Source organism: Actinoplanes sp. NPDC051861 (assembly GCF_040681145.1).
Classification (GTDB): domain Bacteria; phylum Actinomycetota; class Actinomycetes; order Mycobacteriales; family Micromonosporaceae; genus Actinoplanes.
Genome location: NZ_JBFAYE010000012.1, coordinates 251,419 through 268,128 on the forward strand (window position 1 = coordinate 251,419; position 16,710 = coordinate 268,128).

The window sequence follows — 16,710 nt, forward strand, 5'->3', positions numbered from 1 at the left end:
GTGCCACATGCGCCGCACGATCGCCGCTCTCGCCGTCTGCACTGCTTTGGCCACGGCTTTCGCCGCCGCCAACTCACCCGCCTCGGCCCTGGAACCCGACCTGGCCAACCCGCAGGTGGTGGCGACCGGGCTGACGGTGCCATGGGGTCTCGGGTTCCTCCCGGACGGAAGCGCGCTGGTCGCCGAGCGCAACAGCGGACGGGTGTCGCGGGTGCGCCCCGGCAGCGCGCCGGTCACCGTCACCACGATCGCGGGCGTCTCCGCCACCGGTGAGGCGGGGCTGCTCGGGCTCGCGGTGTCACCGACGTTCGCGGCGGACAACCTGGTGTACGTGTACTTCACCTCGGCGACCGACAACCGCATCGCCCGGTTCCGCCTGGACGCGCCGGCTTCCCAGGAGGTGATCCTCAGCGGCCTCGCCAGGGCGAGCATCCACGACGGCGGGCGGATCGCGTTCGGGCCGGACGGCATGCTCTACGCCGGAGTCGGCGACGCGGGCGTGACGTCCAACGCCCAGAACCAGTCCAGCCGCAACGGCAAGATCCTGCGCATGCGGCCCGACGGTGGCGTGCCGGCCAGCGGCAACCCGTTCGCGAACTCGGTGGTCTACAGCCTCGGCCACCGCAACCCGCAGGGCCTGGCGTGGGACGCGCAGGGCCGGCTGTACGCGGCGGAGTTCGGCCAGAACACCTGGGACGAGGTGAACCTGATCGTCGCGGGCGGCAACTACGGCTGGCCGACGGTCGAGGGCAACGGCACCGATCCCCGCTTCCGGAACCCCCTCGTGGTGTGGAGCACCGCCGAGGCGTCACCGAGCGGCGCGGCGATCGACGGGCGCACGCTGTACGTCGCGGCCCTGCGCGGACAGCGGTTGTGGTCGGTCCCGCTGGACGGCGCCGGCGGGGTGGGGACACCGGTCGCGCTGTTGCAGGGGCGGTACGGGCGCTTGCGTACGGTGGAACGGGCGCCGGACGGCGCACTGTGGGTGACCACCAGCAACCGGGACGGCCGCGGCACACCGGCCGCCGACGACGACCGCATCCTGCGCTTCCCGCCGGTGGGCGCCTCCCCCAGCACGCCGTCATCGTCGTCCCCGTCCTCGCCGTCGCCGTCCCCCTCCACGCCGGCCGGGGCCTGCTCGGTGCGCTGGCAGGTGGACCAGTGGGGCAGCGGGTTCACGGCCAACGTGGGGGTCACCAATGCCGGTGCTGCCCGCAGCTCGTGGACGGTCACGTTCACCTTCCCGGGCAACCAGCGGGTGACCAACTCCTGGAACGCCACGGTCACCCAGTCGGGCAGCGCGGTGACCGCCCGCAACGCCGGCTGGAACGGCACCCTGGCGTCCGGCGGGACGGTCTCGTTCGGTCTGCAGGCCACCTACAGCGGGACGAACACCGCCCCGGCCGACTTCCGCCTCGATGGCACCGCTTGCACGTCAGGAGGGTGACCCCGATGCCTGGCGTGACCTCAGACGTGGTGGCGCCAGGAGTGCTGGGGCTCGTAACCGAGGATCCGGCGGGCCTTGTCGATCGAGAGGAGGGTCTCGTGCTCGCCGAGGGACTTGGTGACCTTGACGTCCGGGTAGACCTCGGCGGCCAGGCTCGCTGACGAGCGGGTCATCACCGTGTCGGCGTTGGCGATGATGAAGATGTCGACGCCGGTGCCGTCGTGGTCGAGGGCCCGGCGGACCGCCTGGGCGCCGTCGCGCGCGTCGATGTAGCCCCACAGGTTCCACTTGCGGGCGCGCGGGTCGGCGTCGAAGGACGGGAACTCGGCGTAGTCCTCGGGGTCCATCACGTTGGAGAAGCGCAGCCCGATCATCTTCAGCGCCGGGTTCCAGCGGCAGAACTGGGCCGCCATCGTCTCCTCGAGGTGCTTGGCGAGGGCGTACCGGGACTCGGGGCGGGCCGGGTATTCCTCGTCCAGCGGGATGTAGGGCGGCGGCGTGTCGAACGGGATGCCGAGCAGGGTCTCGCTCGACGCCCACACGACGTTGGTGATGCCGGCAGCGCGGGCCGCGGCGAAGACGTTGTACGTGGCGACGATGTTGTTCTGGAAGGTGGCGGCGTTGCCGGTGATCCCGGGCGCCGGGATGGCCGCGAGGTGCACCACGGCGTCGATCCGGTCATACCGGTCGTCGATCTCGGTGAGCGCCTCGAGCGTCTGGCCGTAGTCGGTCAGGTCGATCCGGATGTCCGGGCGCTGCGCCGCCGCGTCGAGGTTGATCACCTCGTCGCCGCGCTCCCGTAGACCGGCGACGACCGCCCGGCCCAGCTTGCCAGTACCACCGGTGACCGCGATCCGCATGCTGCCAGCCTAGGTCGTGCCGGGTGCGGGACGTCCCGCACCCGGCACGAATTCCCTAACTTCGGCTCAGCGCGGTGATCTCGGAGGCGGTCAGCACCCCCTGATAGATCCGCACATCGTCGATCACGCCGGCGTAGTGGTCGACGGCGGCGCTGTTCCACCAGTTGCGGCCGAACACCGTCGGCCCGGGGGCCGCCCACAGCTTCGGTACGACAGTCGTGCTCTTCAGGACACCGTCGACGTACAGGCGGATCTTCCCGGCCTGCGCGTCGTGCACGGCGGTGAGGTGCGTCCACCGGTCCACGACCAGGGTGCCGGTGCCCGAACGGGCCCTCGTGTAGTCGGTCGACGTGCCCGTGGGCGTCACGCCGAACTGCCACTCCGTGCTGGCCGGATAGGCCAGCAGCGTGAACGGCGACCGGGTGCCCGCCTCCTGCGCGACCATCGACCGGTAACCGGTCGCCGAGCTCGCCTTGGCCCACACCGAGATGCTGTACGAGCGGTCGGTCTGCAGCGCGGTCGCCGGAGCGGACGCCGAGGAGGCGGCGGAACCGCTGTACGCCGTACCCGCGCCGGTGTGCCCGGTCGTCCAGGTGGCGCCGGACAGCGTCGCGGTCCGTCCCCGCCCGGTGCCGTCCGCGGTCGTGGTGCCGCTGTTCTCCTGCATGGCCCAGGAACCGACGAGTGTCGCCGAGGGCGGCTCGCCGAGTGTACCGTCCTGCCCGAGGGCCGGCGCGGAGAACCGCTGGTTGGCGCCGCCGTGGCAGGAGCCGGAGGTCAGCCGGACAGCCGCGTCGACCGGGTAGTCGACGCAGCCGTCGACCGCCGGGTTGTAGAGCTGCTCCCCGCTGCGCAGTGCCCACTGCTGACTGGCACTGCCGTTGCAGGCGGACAGCTGCAGCCACTTCTGGACGTTGATCCGGACCGGCCCGTTCTGGTCGACGCAGTAACCGTAGATCCGCACCGTGCCGTCGCCGGGCAGTGTGAACTGCTGGTTCCCGGCGTCGGGCTGGCACGCGTACACCTGCAGTTGCGCGCCGACCACAGCGCTCTGGTTGTAGACGTCCATGCACAGCTTGTCGTACCCGTTCGCCGTCAGCGGCCCGAAGCGGGCGCGGCCGGCCGGCAGCACCCACTGCTGGTTGCTGTTGCCGGTGCAGGTGAACGTGTAGAGGTTGAGGGTTCCGCTGGACGGCGCGTCCAGGCAGGTGTCCAGGTGCGGGTTGTGGAGCGACCCGTCGGCGCGGGCCACCCACTGCTGCGACGCCGTCCCGTTGCAGTTCCAGGTGTAGACGTTGCGCCAGGTTCCGCTGCGGACCGGGCCGCCGACGTCGACACAGCGGCCGAAGATGCGCAGCGTGCCGTCGCCGGGCAGGGTGAACTGCTGGGCGTCGTTGCCCCGGCAGGCGATCGCCTGCAGGAGGGTCCCGGTGGCCCGGGCCGCGTTGACCACGTCCACGCACTGCCCGCCGACGGTGACGGCGCCGTACCGGGCGGCCGCCTGGTCGACGCGTACCCGGACGTTGCGGAACCGCACCGCCGCGCCGGCCGGGCTGCCCTGCAGTCCGATGAAGGACGGGTTGAGCAGCGACGTGGCGCTCGTGCCGACGAAGTCGTTGACCACCACCTCGTTGAGCCGCACGGTGATCCGCTTGCCGCTGACCTTGACGTCCATCGCGTTCCACTGGCCGGCCGGCTTCTCGGCCAGGGCGACCGCGGCCCGCTGGTCGTTGATCGAGCCGGTGACGGTGCCGCCGGCGCCGTTCGGCTTGATCTGGACCTCGTAGCCGCCGGTGGTGGGTACGCCACCGTCGGTCGGCGCGCTGAAACCGAGCACCACCCCGGAGTCGGCGGTGTCGGTGTCAGCCTTGTAGTCCAGCCGCAGCGTGTACTCCGACGGCAGGTTCTCCGGGGCGTACCAGCGGAAGGTGTTGTTGGGTGCCGAGGTGGTCTCACAGTTCGCCGAGTCCACTGTCGACCCGGTTCCGGCGGCCCGCCACTCGCCGCCGGTGCGGGTGCGGCCGTCGAAGAGCGGGGTGAAGCCCGGCTCGGCGTCGATCGCGCACGATCCGGTCTGCTCGGCCAGGGCCGGCCCACCGGTGAAGTAGCCGGTCACGGCCGCGGTCACATGGGTGGCGCCGGCGGTGTTGCGAATCCGGATCTTGCCGGTCGGCCCGGAGCGGGGCACGGTGAGGCCGGAGACGGTGAGCTGCGACTGCAGGCCACGCAGGTCGACGGTGCCGGAGAACCCCCGCTCGGGCGGGCTGAACGACAGCCCGCCGGTGCCGTCCGCGCTGCCGGCGACCGACAGGACCGGTGCGGTGACGTCGCGCGGCACCCCGGCCACGTCGCTCACCGACAGGCTCGCGATGCCCTCGTGGCCGACCGCGCCGACCGGCACCCCCGTTCCGGAGCGGGTGTCGAGGATCTTGGCGGCGCGGGTCAGCGGCACGTACCGGGCACCGGTGCCGGCCGCGAACCAGCCGAGCAGGTCGACGGTGACCGCGGTCCGGCCGTACTGGTTGCGGATCCGGATGGCGCCGTCGTCACCGATACCGGTCAGGGCCAGGTTGCTGCGCTGACTGTTGGCCGGTGTCTCCAGGGTGGCCAGGACGGACGGCTGGGTCTGCGGATAGACGCCGAGGAAGGTGGCCGCGCTGTTCTCCGCCGCGGTCAGGTTGACCAGCACCGCGGTGGCGTTCTCCGGCACACCGGCCACGCCGCGCACCGGCAGCGTGAACGCCTCGGCCGCGGCGAACGGCGCGTTGTGGCCGCCGGTCGTCGTCCGGGTGTCCAGGATGCGCTGCGGGCTGTCCTTCGGCGTGTAGTTGCCCGCACCGGCCCGGCTGAAGTACCCGAGCAGGTCGATGTTGAGGTTCGCGCTGCCCGCGTTGTTGCGGATCGCGATCGTACGGGCGGCCGACACCGGCACGATCGCCATCGTCGTCCGCTTGCCGTTCGGCTCCACCTCGAGCGTCGGGTTCCCGCTGTCGGAGTCGACGTCGCGGTACAGGCTGAGGTTCGTCCGGTCCGCCGACCAGCCGGTCAGGTTGACCGCGACCGCGGTGACGTCGCCGGGCAGGTCGCTGATCGGCAGCGTGAACACCTCACCGGCGGTGAACGCCCGCTGGTGACCGCCGGTCGGCGTGCTCGTGTCGATCAGCCGGCGCGGCAGCTGCAGCGGCGTGTACCCGCTGGTCGCCGGCGCCTCGGTGAGGTCCGGGGTGCCGAGCGCGAGCAGGCCGTGGCCCCACTGGTTGTCGAACTTCGCCGGGTTGGTGCGCTCCTCCAGCAGCGCCTGGATCTGGTTGGCGCCCAGCCCGCTGCTCGCGCCCTTGAGCAGGGCGGCGGCGCCGGCCACGTGGGCGGCCGCGGCGGAGGTGCCGGCCATCGTCGGCGCGGGGCCGAAGGTGTACGTGCTGACGCCCGACTGCCCGGTGATGTCCGGCTTGGTCCGGCCGTCGACGGTGGGTCCCTGCGCGCTGTAGTCGTCGACCCGCCCGCTGCCGATCAGGCTCGCGCCGACCGCCATCACGTACGGCGACGACGCCGGCTCGAGGATGCTGCCGGCGGCGACCGGATACGACAGGCTCGTCGCGTCGCCCATCACGAACACGTCGGCCCGGGTGCCCGGGTAGGGCGCGCGCGCCGCCGTGTAGATCCAGTAGGTCTGCGAGCCGCCGGAGGTGTTCTCGATCGTCACCTGCTCGGTCGGCGGCAGCGCCTCGGTCGCGGTGGCCTGCGGGTTCGTCGACTGCGCGACGATCGCGGTGTCGCTGGGCCCGGTCGGCTGCCGGTTGGCCGACAGCACCATCAGGTCGAGGTCCTGCCGGGTGGCCGGCCAGGCGTCCCACTTGAGGCTGACGGTGGCGGTGCCACCTGCCGGGACGGTGAAACCGTTGCCCTCAGCGGCGCCGTTGACCTCGACATATCCGTCGGCGTCAGCGTCGGCGGCGGGGCCGGTCCAGTGCAGGTGCGCCTGGTTGCCGGCACCGCCGACCCAGAGCACACCGGCCGAGCGCAGCTGCTGCACCACGGCGGCGGGACTTCCGGCCGGCCCGGTGCCGTCACCACGGCCGGTGTTCGGGAAGCCGATCGACGAGTTGATGATCTGCACACCCTGACCGGCGAGCCACTGCGCGGCCGACGCGAACGTCATCGAGTCCGGCGCGCAGGCCAGGAACAACTCCGCACCGGGCGCCACGTCGTGCACGATCTCGGCGACCGCGGTGCCGTGGCCGGACCCGTTCTCGGTGGGACAGTCGTCGCCGTGCAGGGTCACTCCCGCGGGCAGCTCCCCCGCGTCCCGCGCGTCGCTGAGCCCTTCGAACCCGATGTCGACGATGCCGACCTTCACGCCCGCACCGGTCTTGCCGGCCCGGATCCACGCTCCCGCACCGGACGCCTCAACACCCTCGGAGGTCACCGCGAGCGGGAACGCACGATCTGGCTGCCGCACCGCGGCCACACCGGTGGCTTGCGCCAGAGAGATCAAATTCTTTCCGGGTACGGCTGCGCGCACGCGCTGCCCCCGCGCCTGCAGCACCTCTCCCCCGGCGGCCCGCACAGCCTCCTTGGCCCCGGCCGCCGTCTCACCCTCGACGTAGACGAACGTGCGCCCGTCCCCGTCCCGGGCCGGCGCGACAGCCTTCTCGAAACGCCCGTCCCCGATGGCCGGCAACAGTCCCAGGTCCAGCTCCCGCGGCACGTCCGGCTGCAGGTAGTCCCCGGTCTGCGAGGCGGGCTCGGCAGCGGCCGGTTCGGCTGCGGCCGGAGCCGCGTATCCGAGTCCGGCGAGCGCGACGGCCAGCAGACCAGCCGTCATCCCCCGTACGGTTCTCAACGAATTCCTCCCCAGGAATTTCTGATGTCAGGCCGGCGGCGGCAACAGCACCGCGGCCGGGTTGGTAGCGAGTTCGAGCAGGAAGCGCGTTGCCGACATCCGATGCGTGACGAAGCCACGCATCGAGGCGTCCAGGGCCACGACCGGCCAACCGCCGTGCGCGGACGCGGGTGCCCAGCAGAGGTATCCGCCGTCGTCGAGCCGGCCCCACAGGATGAGGCCCTCGTACTCCGGGTGGACGGTTCCTTGCGGCCCACCGCCGGCCCGCCGCAAGGCCTTGGCCCGCTTGCTGAAGGCACGCAACTCGGTGAAGAAGTCGGTGGCGGAGCCGTCCGGGGCGTTGACCCGGGCAGGCCCGATCGAGACCGCACCGTATTGGCGCACCAGGTCGCAGAAGTCACCGGGAAGGTGGCGTTTCATCTTGCCGAGGAACTCGTGCAACGCGAACCCGGGTATCGGGGCGGGTTCGAGGAGGACCGCGAGTTCCGCCACCGCGTCGGAAGGCTCGATCATGTCCGGCTCTGTCCCGGTGACCCAGTACTCGCCGGTGGGCCGGTCCGGTACGTCGGCGGGAGTCTCGAAGCCTTTCAGCGGCACGAAGACGGGTGGCCGCACGGCGGAGGTGACGTGCGCGAGTTCCGGAACCGTGGCCGGCTCGGTCAGCACGGCGGTGACGAACTCCGTCGCCGACATGTCGTACCGGCGCCACTGGTCGTCGCCGTTCCCGCAGACGACGACCGGCCAGCGCTCCGGGTCATCGTCCTCGGTCAGCCAGCAGAGAACCGGGGACAGGCCCACGACCCCCCATGGCATCAGCCCGCCCTTCTCCGGGTAGACCGCGCCGGCGGCCGGCTGGTCGCGCAGCACGTCGGCGTATCCCGCGATCACCGCCCGGTAGTCGGCGGGACTCCGCGACTCCGCCGGGTGCAGGATCCTGAGGAAGGTCTGGAACTGGCCCGGTGGGAACGCCTCGGCCAAGGCTCGGAAGTCCGCCGGCAGAGCCACACCGAGTGCTTCCTCCACGGGCCGCCGAGCGACGGCGACCCCGGCCGGCGTGCGGCCGACCATGTCGAGAATCTCCTGAAGTCCCATGCCTACTTCTTGTTGATGATGCCGAAGATCAGAGTTCCCTGATCACCGGCGACGACGACGCGGAGGTAGATCGGAATGTTGCTGCCCGGCCCGTAGTAAGGCTCGACCCGGTAATAGACGGTCTGGCCGCTGTCGATCCATTTCTTCACGACTTTCTCGACACCGTGGTACATCGCACTGGAATTCACCATGTTCTGGTAGATGGGCACGAGATTTCGCGGGTCCTTACCGGAGCCACCGAGGCTGTTCGCGATGAGGTGACCGGCCGCCATCCCGTCGTTCTTCACGAATCCCGGCGGCTCGTAGGACGCCGGTGACCCCTTGGGAATGTGCTTGTCCTGGTAGCAGGCCTCCGCGCCGGTCGCCCGATAGGTCTTGTTGCCGTTCTCGTACGCGCCCTGTTCGAGGTCCTGGTACCTGATCGGGTCGTTCGGATCCCAGCCGCCGTCGCGGCAGTTCCTGCGCTCCTCGTCGTAGTCGTCCGCCTCGGGATCGTTCGCGCCGTCCCACACGTTGTGGCGCCAGTTCTCGTAGTCGACCCGGCCGATCTGGCTCTTCCAGTCGGTGACGATCTGCGTGCCCTGCTCCATGCCCTCGCCGGTGACCGAGATGGCACCGAGGCTCATGCCGGGGCCGGGGTCGACGCGGGTGGTGCCCGGGCGGTCGGCGCGGACCGAGGGGACCCGCGGTATGACCTCTTCGGCCGGTGACGGCGGGATGATCGGGGTCAACAGCGGCGGGATCCACGGCGGGGGCGGTGGCGGGGACGGCGGGAAGTAGGGAGCGGTGCCGGGTCCGCCGCCGCCACCGGGCGGCTTGGGCGTGCCGCCGCCGGGCGGTGTCAGGTCCCAGCCGTTCCGCCAGGCGTCGAGGATGCTGTTGTAGAGGCGCCGCATGAGCGCGGAGCCCTTGCCCGGCTTGGTCGGGCGGCCCGGCGTCGGAGCGGACTCCTCCTGGCAGTACTCCGCGTATCCGCCCTCGCACCAGTTCTTGGGCAGGCACTGGGTATGGCCTCGTTCGAGGATGATCCCGCGCGGCCCCTCACAGGCACCGACCGTCGGCGAGCTGTTCTCGAAGATGTGCTCCCAGATGAACATGACCCCGTTGACGCCGGGCACCCTGCGGCTGACCTTGCGCACGCGGCTGGGAACGATGTCCGGGGGCCTCTGCACCGTGATGTATTTCGGCCCGGACGGCAGCGCGACCTTGGTGTAGGAGCCGCCGCCACCGTCCACCGCGGCCAGTAGGTGGCCGGTCGGGTCGATGTTGTTGAGCGGGTCGCTGTTGGCGTAGTTGTAACGGTTGGCGTTGCCGTCGGGGGTGGGTGCGTTGGCCAGGGTGTCGCGGCTGGGGAAGCGGCCGGTGGACGGGTCGTACCAGCGGGCGGCCATGTTGACCGCGCCGGTGGCGCCGTCGGTCCAGGCGCCCTGGTAGCCGATCAGCGGGGTTTCGCCGGTGGCGGCGGTGACGGTGCCGAAGGGGTCGTAGGTGCGGGTGTCGCCGGCCGAGGAGGAGAGATAGCGGCCGGTCACGTCGCCGTGCCGGTCGGTGTAGAGCATGCGGCCGGTGGTGGCGGTCTGGGCCCGGTCGGCGAAGGGGTTGCCGAGCGCGTCGCGGCTCAGAACGCGGGCGCCGTCGGCGACGACCTCGTTGCCGAGGCCCTCGTACTCGATGCCGGCGACGCTGTTGCGGGTGGCGACCCGGTCCAGGGCGTCGTAGCCGAACGTGGAGCCGCCCTGGGCGGTCAGGCGCTCGAACGCGTCGTAGGAGAGGTCCTTGACGGCGCCGCCGGACTTCGCGGTGACCTTGTCGAGGGTGCCGCGAGGGCTGTACGCGTACGTGCTCGTCCCGTCGTCGACGAGCTGGTTCTGCTCGTTGTAGACAGAGGTCGTGCCGCCCGCGCGGGTCCGGTTGCCGGCGTCGTCGAAGTCGTACTCGGTCGTCGTCGTGCCGGCCGTCCAGCTCTGCATCCGGCCGGCGCCGTCGTACGCGTACGTGTTGGCGGTGCTGCCGGCCGGCTGGTAGGCGGTCTTGCTGGTGAGCTTGTCGTCCAGGTCGTAGCCGTAGTCGGCGCCGAGCAGGACTCGCGGCGGAACGCCCACGGTGACCGTCTGCTCGACCCGGTCGGAGGCGGTGCGGCCGAGCGCGTCGTACGTCAGCGCCCTCTTCACGGTCTTGCTGACCGCCCGGTCGGTGACCGTGCCGAGGCGGCCGGCCGAGTCGTATCCGTAGTCGACGGTCCGGGCCGTGATCGGGTCGGTGAAGGACTTGACCCGGCCCGCGGTGTCGTACGTGAACGCCGAGGTACCGGCCCGGTCGGTGCGGGCGGTCAGGTTCCCGTCGCCGGACCAGCTGAACGTGCCGTTGCCGGCCGCGCCGGCGACCTGCACCAGGTTGCCCCGGTCGTCGTAGCGGTAGCTGGTGTCGCCGGCGGCGCCGCTGATCCGGGTGAGCCGGCCGTCCGGGTCGTAGCCGAACACCTTGTCGGCGGTGGCCGACTCGGCGCCGGTGCCGCGCTCCAAGGTCGGCCGGTCCTGCGCGTCGTACTCCTGGCTGCGCGTCACCCCGCCGGGCAGCCGGACCGTCACGAGCCGGCCGGCCGCGTCGTACACCGTGGTCCAGGTCCGCTGCGCGGCCGCCGGCGCCGCCGTCGTGGCCGGCTCGATCGTGTTCTCGAGCTGGCCCCACGCGGTGAACGTGTAGGTGGTGGCGTTGCCCTTGCCGTCGACGTAACGGGTGACCTGCCCGGCGGCGTCGTAGCCGGTCTCGACCCGCAGGTCGGTGCCGGTCTCGGCGCGGGTGGTCTGCGTGACGACCCGGTCCAGCGAGTCGTACGCCATAGTCGTGCGCCGCCCCGCACCGGTGGTCAGCACCGTGGTGTTGCCGTTCGGGTCCAGCTCGTTGGACGTGGTCCGCAGCACGGTGTCGCCGCGCCGCTGCGCCCCGGCCGTGGCCCGCCCGGCCAGGTCGTACGTGGTGGTCGTGGTCAGCCCGGCCGGGTCGGTCTGCGCGCTGATCCGGCCGGCGATGTCGTACTCGACGGTCGACTTGAGGCCGGCCGGGTCGGTCAGCTCGGTCAGCTCGCCGGCGCCGTTGTAGGCCATCGCGGTGACCCGGTTCTCCGGCGAGATGACCCGGACGGGCTGCCCACTGGCCTCGGCGTACCGGTTCTTGGTGATCAGGTACGAGGTGGGCGCGGGCTCGCGCTCCACGACCGTGCTGGTCTCGACACGGCCCAGCTCGTCGTAGGTGACCTGGGTCTGCGCCCCACCCGGCGTGGTCGTGGCGAGCACCTCGCCGAGCCGGTTGTACCGGTATGACGTCGTCGACGGCTGGTCGCCCACCCTGGGCGCGGTGCTGGTGAGCACGTTGCCATACGGGTCGTAGGTGGACTCGGCGACCCGGTTGAGCGGGTCGGTCGTCTTGACCAGGTTGCCGCGGCTGTCGTAGTCGTACGTGGTGACCGGCGTGATCGACACGCCGCCCGGTGTGGCGTAGGCCGGCCCGGTGACCGTCCGCGTCCGGCCCGCGAGGTCGTAGGCGGTGCTGGTGACGGCGCCGTTGGGGTCGCGCGCGTGGGTCGCCTCGCCGAACGTGTTGTAGCCGGTGAGGGTGCCCGGCCGCACATTCGCCGTCCGGGCCCCGTTCACCCAGGTGTCGACGGCCGGCGCGGCTGTGGTCGACAGTTGCCCGTTCGCGTCGTAGGTGTAGTCCGTGGAGACCAGCCGCGGGTTGGTCTCGCTACGCGTCAAGCCCCGCTCGTCGTAGGTGGCCGAGTCGGTGAGCACACCACCGTCGGCCAGCAGCCGTTCGGTGCGCGTCACCTGGTTCGCGGCGTTGTAGGCGTACACCGTCGTCTCGGTCCGCCCCGGCTGCGCCGCGCCGGTGACCTGGACCCGCACCGCGTTGGCGTCGGCGTCACGGTGGTAGGCGGTGGTGCGCTTGAGCCCGGCCGGGTCGACGACCTTGCGCTCCAGCTGCCCCGCCGGGTCGTAGGCGAAGTCCGTCGTGACGCCGCCGCTCACCGAGCGCGTGGCGTTGCCCGCCGCGTCGTAGGTGTGCTGCTCCAGGACCACGTCGCGGGTGCCGGCCTCCGGATCCCGGTATCCGACGCGGGTCGAGGAGGCGAGCAGGTTGTCGTCGTAGTAGGTGTAGCGGGTGGTGCGGCCCATCGCGTCGGTGACCGAGGCCAGCCGGCCGCCCGGGTCGTATCCGCGCCACTCGACGGTGAGCACCTGGGCCGACGGGTTCTGCGGGTCGACGCCGGCGCCCTCGGCGGTCGTGGTGAGCAGGCGCTGCTGGTCGTCGTAGGTGTCGCTCCACCGGATGCCGGCCGGGTCGACGGTGGTGACGGTCAGCGCGTCCGCGGAGTACTCGTTGGTGCTGACGTTGCCGGCCGGGTCGACCGTGCGGACCAGCCGGTCGTACGCGTCGTAGCCGTAGCTGACGGTACGAGCCGGGTCGCCGCCCGCCGCCACCGGAGTCGTGTCGGCCTCGGTCGTCGAGACGACGTTGCCGTTCCCGTCGTACGCATGGGTGGTGATCTTCTGATGGGTGATGCCGCTGATCGGGTTCCGCACGGCGGGGCCGGTCGTGGTGCGGACCCGGGAGGCGGCGGTGTAGGTGATCGTGGTGGTGGCGAACGTCGCCCCGCCGTCGTTGCCGGTGCTGGTGGTGACGAGGCGGCCCAGGTCGTCGTAGGTGTGCTTGCTGACCAGCCCGGTCGGTGCGGTCTGCGTGCTCAGGTCGCCGGTGGACCGGTAGGTGTACCCCGTGACCTGCCCGCGGCGGCCGGTGTGGCGCGTCAGCAGGCCGGCCGGGGTGGTCCCGGTGCCGTCGGCCGCCTCCGAGCCGGTGCTGTACGTCCAGCTCTCCGCCGGCGCCTCGGTCACTCCGGCCGGTTTCGGGTAGACGGTGCGGACCAGCCGCCCGGACGTGTCGTACTCGTAGGTGACGCGGTAGGTGGTGTCGGAGGGCCCGCTGGAGCGGGCGTCGGAGCGCGACAGCACCTTGCCGTTGCGGGGGTCGAGCGGATCGTCTGCGTTGGTGTAGTAGGTGGAGTAGCCGGTCTGGCACGACCCGGCCGAGCGGCACGTCGTGGTCGACAGCACGTTGCCGGCCGGGTCGGTGGTGTAGCTGGTGCTGTGGTTGTTCGGGTCGGTGACCTTGGCGAGGAACCCGGCCGCGTTGTACTCGAGGTACTTCGTCGCGCCGTCGTGGCTGACCGACGTCAGCCGGCCGCCGTGGTCGTAGTCGACCGCGTACACCCAGTCCGGGTACGGCCCGTGCAGGGTGATCGAGCCGGTGCCGCCGTCACGGCGCGGCGCGTCCAGCTGCCAGGTGCGGTTCCAGTTGTCGACGAGTGTGCGCACCCGGTCGGCGTCGTTGTCGTAGGTGAGTTTCGCGTAACGCCGCGAGTCCTGCGGCAGCACGATGCCGGTGAGCACGTCGGTGCGCTGGGCGGACGCGTGGTGGCTCGCCACCGCGAGCGAGCTCAGCGGCCGGGTGTAGAGGGCCAGTTCGTCGATCGCGCCGTCGAAGTGGAACGCCTCGCCGTTGGTCGCCGGCCAGTCCTTGCCCTGCCCGGCACCGACGGTGTACTGGATCTGGTCGCCGTGGTCGATCGTGCCGGACGCGACGATCTTCTGTGCGACGCCGTCGACGTAGAGCGTCTGCTTGTCGATGGCGGCGGACAGCACCGCGTGGTGCCAGTTGCCGTCGTTGACGGCGGCGTCGCTGACCGCCTGCCGCGGGCCGTTCGGCTGGGGTACGGAGAACCCGCCGTAGAGCAACCCGTCCACACCGACGTACAGCACCGGGGTCCACTCGGTGGCCGCCGCCGGGAACGGCTGGCCGTCCTGGTAGCTCAGCAGCGTCCCGGAGCCGGTCGTCTTGAACCACAGCTCGACCGAGGAGGACATCGAGGACGTGGTGAGCTTGGCGGGCAGGGTCACCCGGCTGCTCACCCCGTCGAAGACGGCCGCCTTGTTCCCGGTTCCGCCGAGCGCGCCGTCGGCGTTCAGAACCACACCGGTGTACGCGCCCGCGTCACCGCCGGGATTGCGCGCCGTGGTGCTGGCCGCCGTGGCACCGGAGGTCTCGCCGAACCGCCAGTAGCCGCGCGGCGCGTCGTCGAGGACCGTGGTCCGGTAGTGGGAGGCGTCGCCGTACTCGTAGGTGGTGCAGTTCGGAGCCGGGTCGGGCCCGCAGACGGTGGTGAGCCGGTCGCCGTCGTAGGTGTACTTCCAGACCGGCCCGCCGTTCGCGCGGACCTCGGTGACGTGCTCGCCGGTCCAGGTCAGGGTGAGCCGCCGGCCGCTCACGTTGTTGACGATCTCCACGACGTGGTCGGCGGTGTCGTGGCGCAGGGTCTCGGTGAGCCCGTCCTGGTCGATCACCCGGATCAGGCGGCCGAGCGCGTCGAAGACCCAGCGGGACCCGCTCGCGTCGCGCAGCGTCCAGGTTGCGGTCGTCGTGTCGCGGACCAGGGTGAGGGCCTGTCCCTGCGGTGCGGCGTACGAGCCGTCGGGGTTGCGGCCGAAGCGGACCTGGCGGCCGGTGGGTAGCGTGACCAGGGCGCCGAAGACCTGGTCCTCGGCGAGGCGGGTGTCGATCCGCGAGGACCAGCCGGTGCCGAACGCGTTGTCCTGCCGCGGGTCGAGGCTGTTGTACGTGCGGGTGATCGTCAGGTCGGGCCCGGCGGTGGTCACCGAGGCGTCGGTGACGACCGTGGAGTAGTTGCCGATCGCCGGGTCGACGCCGGGCGCCTGCGCGCCGTCGGGGCGGCCGGCCAGGTTGCCGGTGATCTCCGGTTGCGGCACGCGGGTGGAGAGCACGAGCGGACCGGCGTACGGGCCGGCCGAGATGCCGTCGCCCACCCGGACCCACCAGTTGTAGGTCTTCGACCAGTTCAGCACCGGCGGCGTCCAGGTACGCCCGGTCCAGCCGGAGGTCTTGCAGTCGGTGGGCGCCTCGGCCGTACCGGAGCAGATCTTGAAGTCGAACTTGAGCTTCGCGCCGGCCGGCCAGTTGTCCGGGTCGACGCCCTCGGCGTACAGGGTCGGGTTGATCGTCTCGATCTCGGCGCCGGAGCCGGGCTGCTGGAAGTTCGAGGCCGGAGCGACGTTGCTGACCTTGATCGGGAACGTGCCGGCCGGCACCCCGTAGGCGGTGCGGAAGTCGGTGCCGGCCGCGTTGTACATCTGCAGCTCGACGGTGTAGTCGCCGGGCGCGATCGCCGGGATCGGCACCTTGATCGTGGCGGTGCCGTTCGGCGCGACCGCCGCCGCCGGCGCGACCTTGGCGGAGGTGGCGACGACGGTGGTGCCCTTCTTGACCACCACGCCGGCCTTGACGGCGCCGCCCGCGGCCCAGGTGCTCTGACCCTGGTTGGTCACCTTCGCGACCACCTCGCCGGCGGTGGCGTTGGTCGGCAGCAGCACCTGGTCGACCGCGTACGACGCGCCCTCGTCGGCGTACGTGATGCTCAGCAGCGGCGGGTTCGCGCTCTCGGCAGCGGCGAAGCGCTTGAACTGGGCGTTCGACTTCTCGTTGGGCGCGCGCACGCTCAGGCCGTGGAACGCCTTGCCGTGCGTCCAGCCGGTCGCGTCGTCGGCGTTGATCGCCAGCGACTCCCAGGCCTCGCCGCAGGAGGCCGAGCCGCCCTGGTGCGCGAACGACCGGGTCTCGTACGCCCTGTTGACCGAGGCTCCCGGCCAGCGCAGCGCGGAGGGCGACCACGATTCGCTGACCTGGAACACCGTCACCGGAGTCGGGGTGCACGAGCTGGACCAGGTGTTGAACAGCGTCAGTGCGGCGCCGTTGACGTACTTGTTCTTCAGCGTGGTGGCCAGGTTGCCGAACCGCAGGTACGCGCGGGCGATGTGCTTGCCGCCGTCCTGCGTGCCGACCTGCAGGTCCAGAGATCCGGACGCGTCGCCGAGACCGGACATCACGAAGGTGTCGCCGTCGGTCTTGAGCTGCTCGCCCGCGGCGGCGACCAGGGCGGTCATGGTCCCGTCGGTGTTGCGGAACAGTCGCGTCTGCGCGTCGGGCTCGGCGACCAGGACGCTGGTGGCGGCGTCGTAGCCGGCGACGCGGGGGCGGACCGCGGTCGTCTTCGGCTCGACCACCTTCGCGCGGGCGGGCTCCCGGCCGGTCACCGGCGGGATCCGGCGCCGATCGGGTACGGCACCGGGCGGCCGGACGGCGTCGCGGCGGGCGCCACGCGCGGTGGCGCTGGTGGCGGCGGCGCCGACGGAGTGACCGGCACCCGCGGGCGGGTCCGTGACGCGTTGCGCCGGAGCCTCGTCCGCGGCGCCGGCCGGGCGCGCGGCCCTGGCGCGGTCGGCCGCGGAGGCCGGAACGCTCTCGAAAGACACGAGAAGGAGGACCGCCGACAGGTACACGGCGATCCGACGGCGAGCGGCCATCGCGCTCTCCTAGCTGAAGATTTCCCCGTTATGCGA

5 protein-coding genes and 1 pseudogene are annotated in these 16,710 nt (G+C 71.7%); 2 read left to right on the forward strand and 4 right to left on the reverse strand.

Annotation, left to right across the window (positions count from 1 at the left end; genetic code table 11):
- Positions 1–7: 7 nt before the first annotated feature.
- Together AB0M02_RS28665 and AB0M02_RS28670 are read left to right on the forward strand one after the other, a co-directional pair.
- A pseudogene (locus tag AB0M02_RS28665) lies at positions 8–1,048 on the forward strand (PQQ-dependent sugar dehydrogenase); the annotation flags it as partial.
- Between the two features lie 93 nt (positions 1,049–1,141).
- Positions 1,142–1,447: a cellulose binding domain-containing protein gene (locus tag AB0M02_RS28670; protein ID WP_364232236.1), complete on the forward strand. Its 306-nt coding sequence runs from the start codon at positions 1,142–1,144 to the stop codon at positions 1,445–1,447.
- A 20-nt stretch (positions 1,448–1,467) separates the two neighbouring features.
- Here AB0M02_RS28670 and AB0M02_RS28675 read toward each other — a convergent pair whose 3' ends face one another.
- From AB0M02_RS28675 to AB0M02_RS28690, 4 genes are read right to left on the reverse strand one after another with little or no spacing between them, the layout of a single operon-like run.
- On the reverse strand, positions 1,468–2,307 hold the full coding sequence (locus tag AB0M02_RS28675) for an NAD(P)-dependent oxidoreductase (RefSeq protein WP_364232181.1): 840 nt from the start codon (positions 2,305–2,307) through the stop codon (positions 1,468–1,470).
- Positions 2,308–2,362: 55 nt separating this feature from the next.
- On the reverse strand, positions 2,363–7,132 hold the full coding sequence (locus AB0M02_RS28680) for a ricin-type beta-trefoil lectin domain protein (RefSeq protein WP_364232184.1): 4,770 nt from the start codon (positions 7,130–7,132) through the stop codon (positions 2,363–2,365).
- Positions 7,133–7,177: 45 nt separating this feature from the next.
- Positions 7,178–8,242, reverse strand: a complete 1,065-nt coding sequence (locus tag AB0M02_RS28685) for a hypothetical protein (RefSeq protein ID WP_364232187.1) — start codon at positions 8,240–8,242, stop codon at positions 7,178–7,180.
- A gap of 2 nt (positions 8,243–8,244) precedes the next feature.
- Entirely contained in the window at positions 8,245–16,674 is an 8,430-nt protein-coding gene (locus AB0M02_RS28690) for an RHS repeat-associated core domain-containing protein (protein ID WP_364232190.1), read from the reverse strand.
- Between the last annotated feature and the right edge of the window lie 36 nt (positions 16,675–16,710).

Bases quoted from the DNA above. Each gene is read 5' to 3' on its own strand.
- AB0M02_RS28675 (WP_364232181.1), bottom strand. From the start codon at position 2,307: ATGCGGATCGCGGTCACCGGTGGTACTGGCAAGCTGGGCCGGGCGGTC.
- AB0M02_RS28685 (WP_364232187.1), bottom strand. From the start codon at position 8,242: ATGGGACTTCAGGAGATTCTCGACATGGTCGGCCGCACGCCGGCCGGG.
- AB0M02_RS28690 (WP_364232190.1), bottom strand. From the start codon at position 16,674: ATGGCCGCTCGCCGTCGGATCGCCGTGTACCTGTCGGCGGTCCTCCTT.
- AB0M02_RS28680 (WP_364232184.1), bottom strand. From the start codon at position 7,132: ATGACGGCTGGTCTGCTGGCCGTCGCGCTCGCCGGACTCGGATACGCG.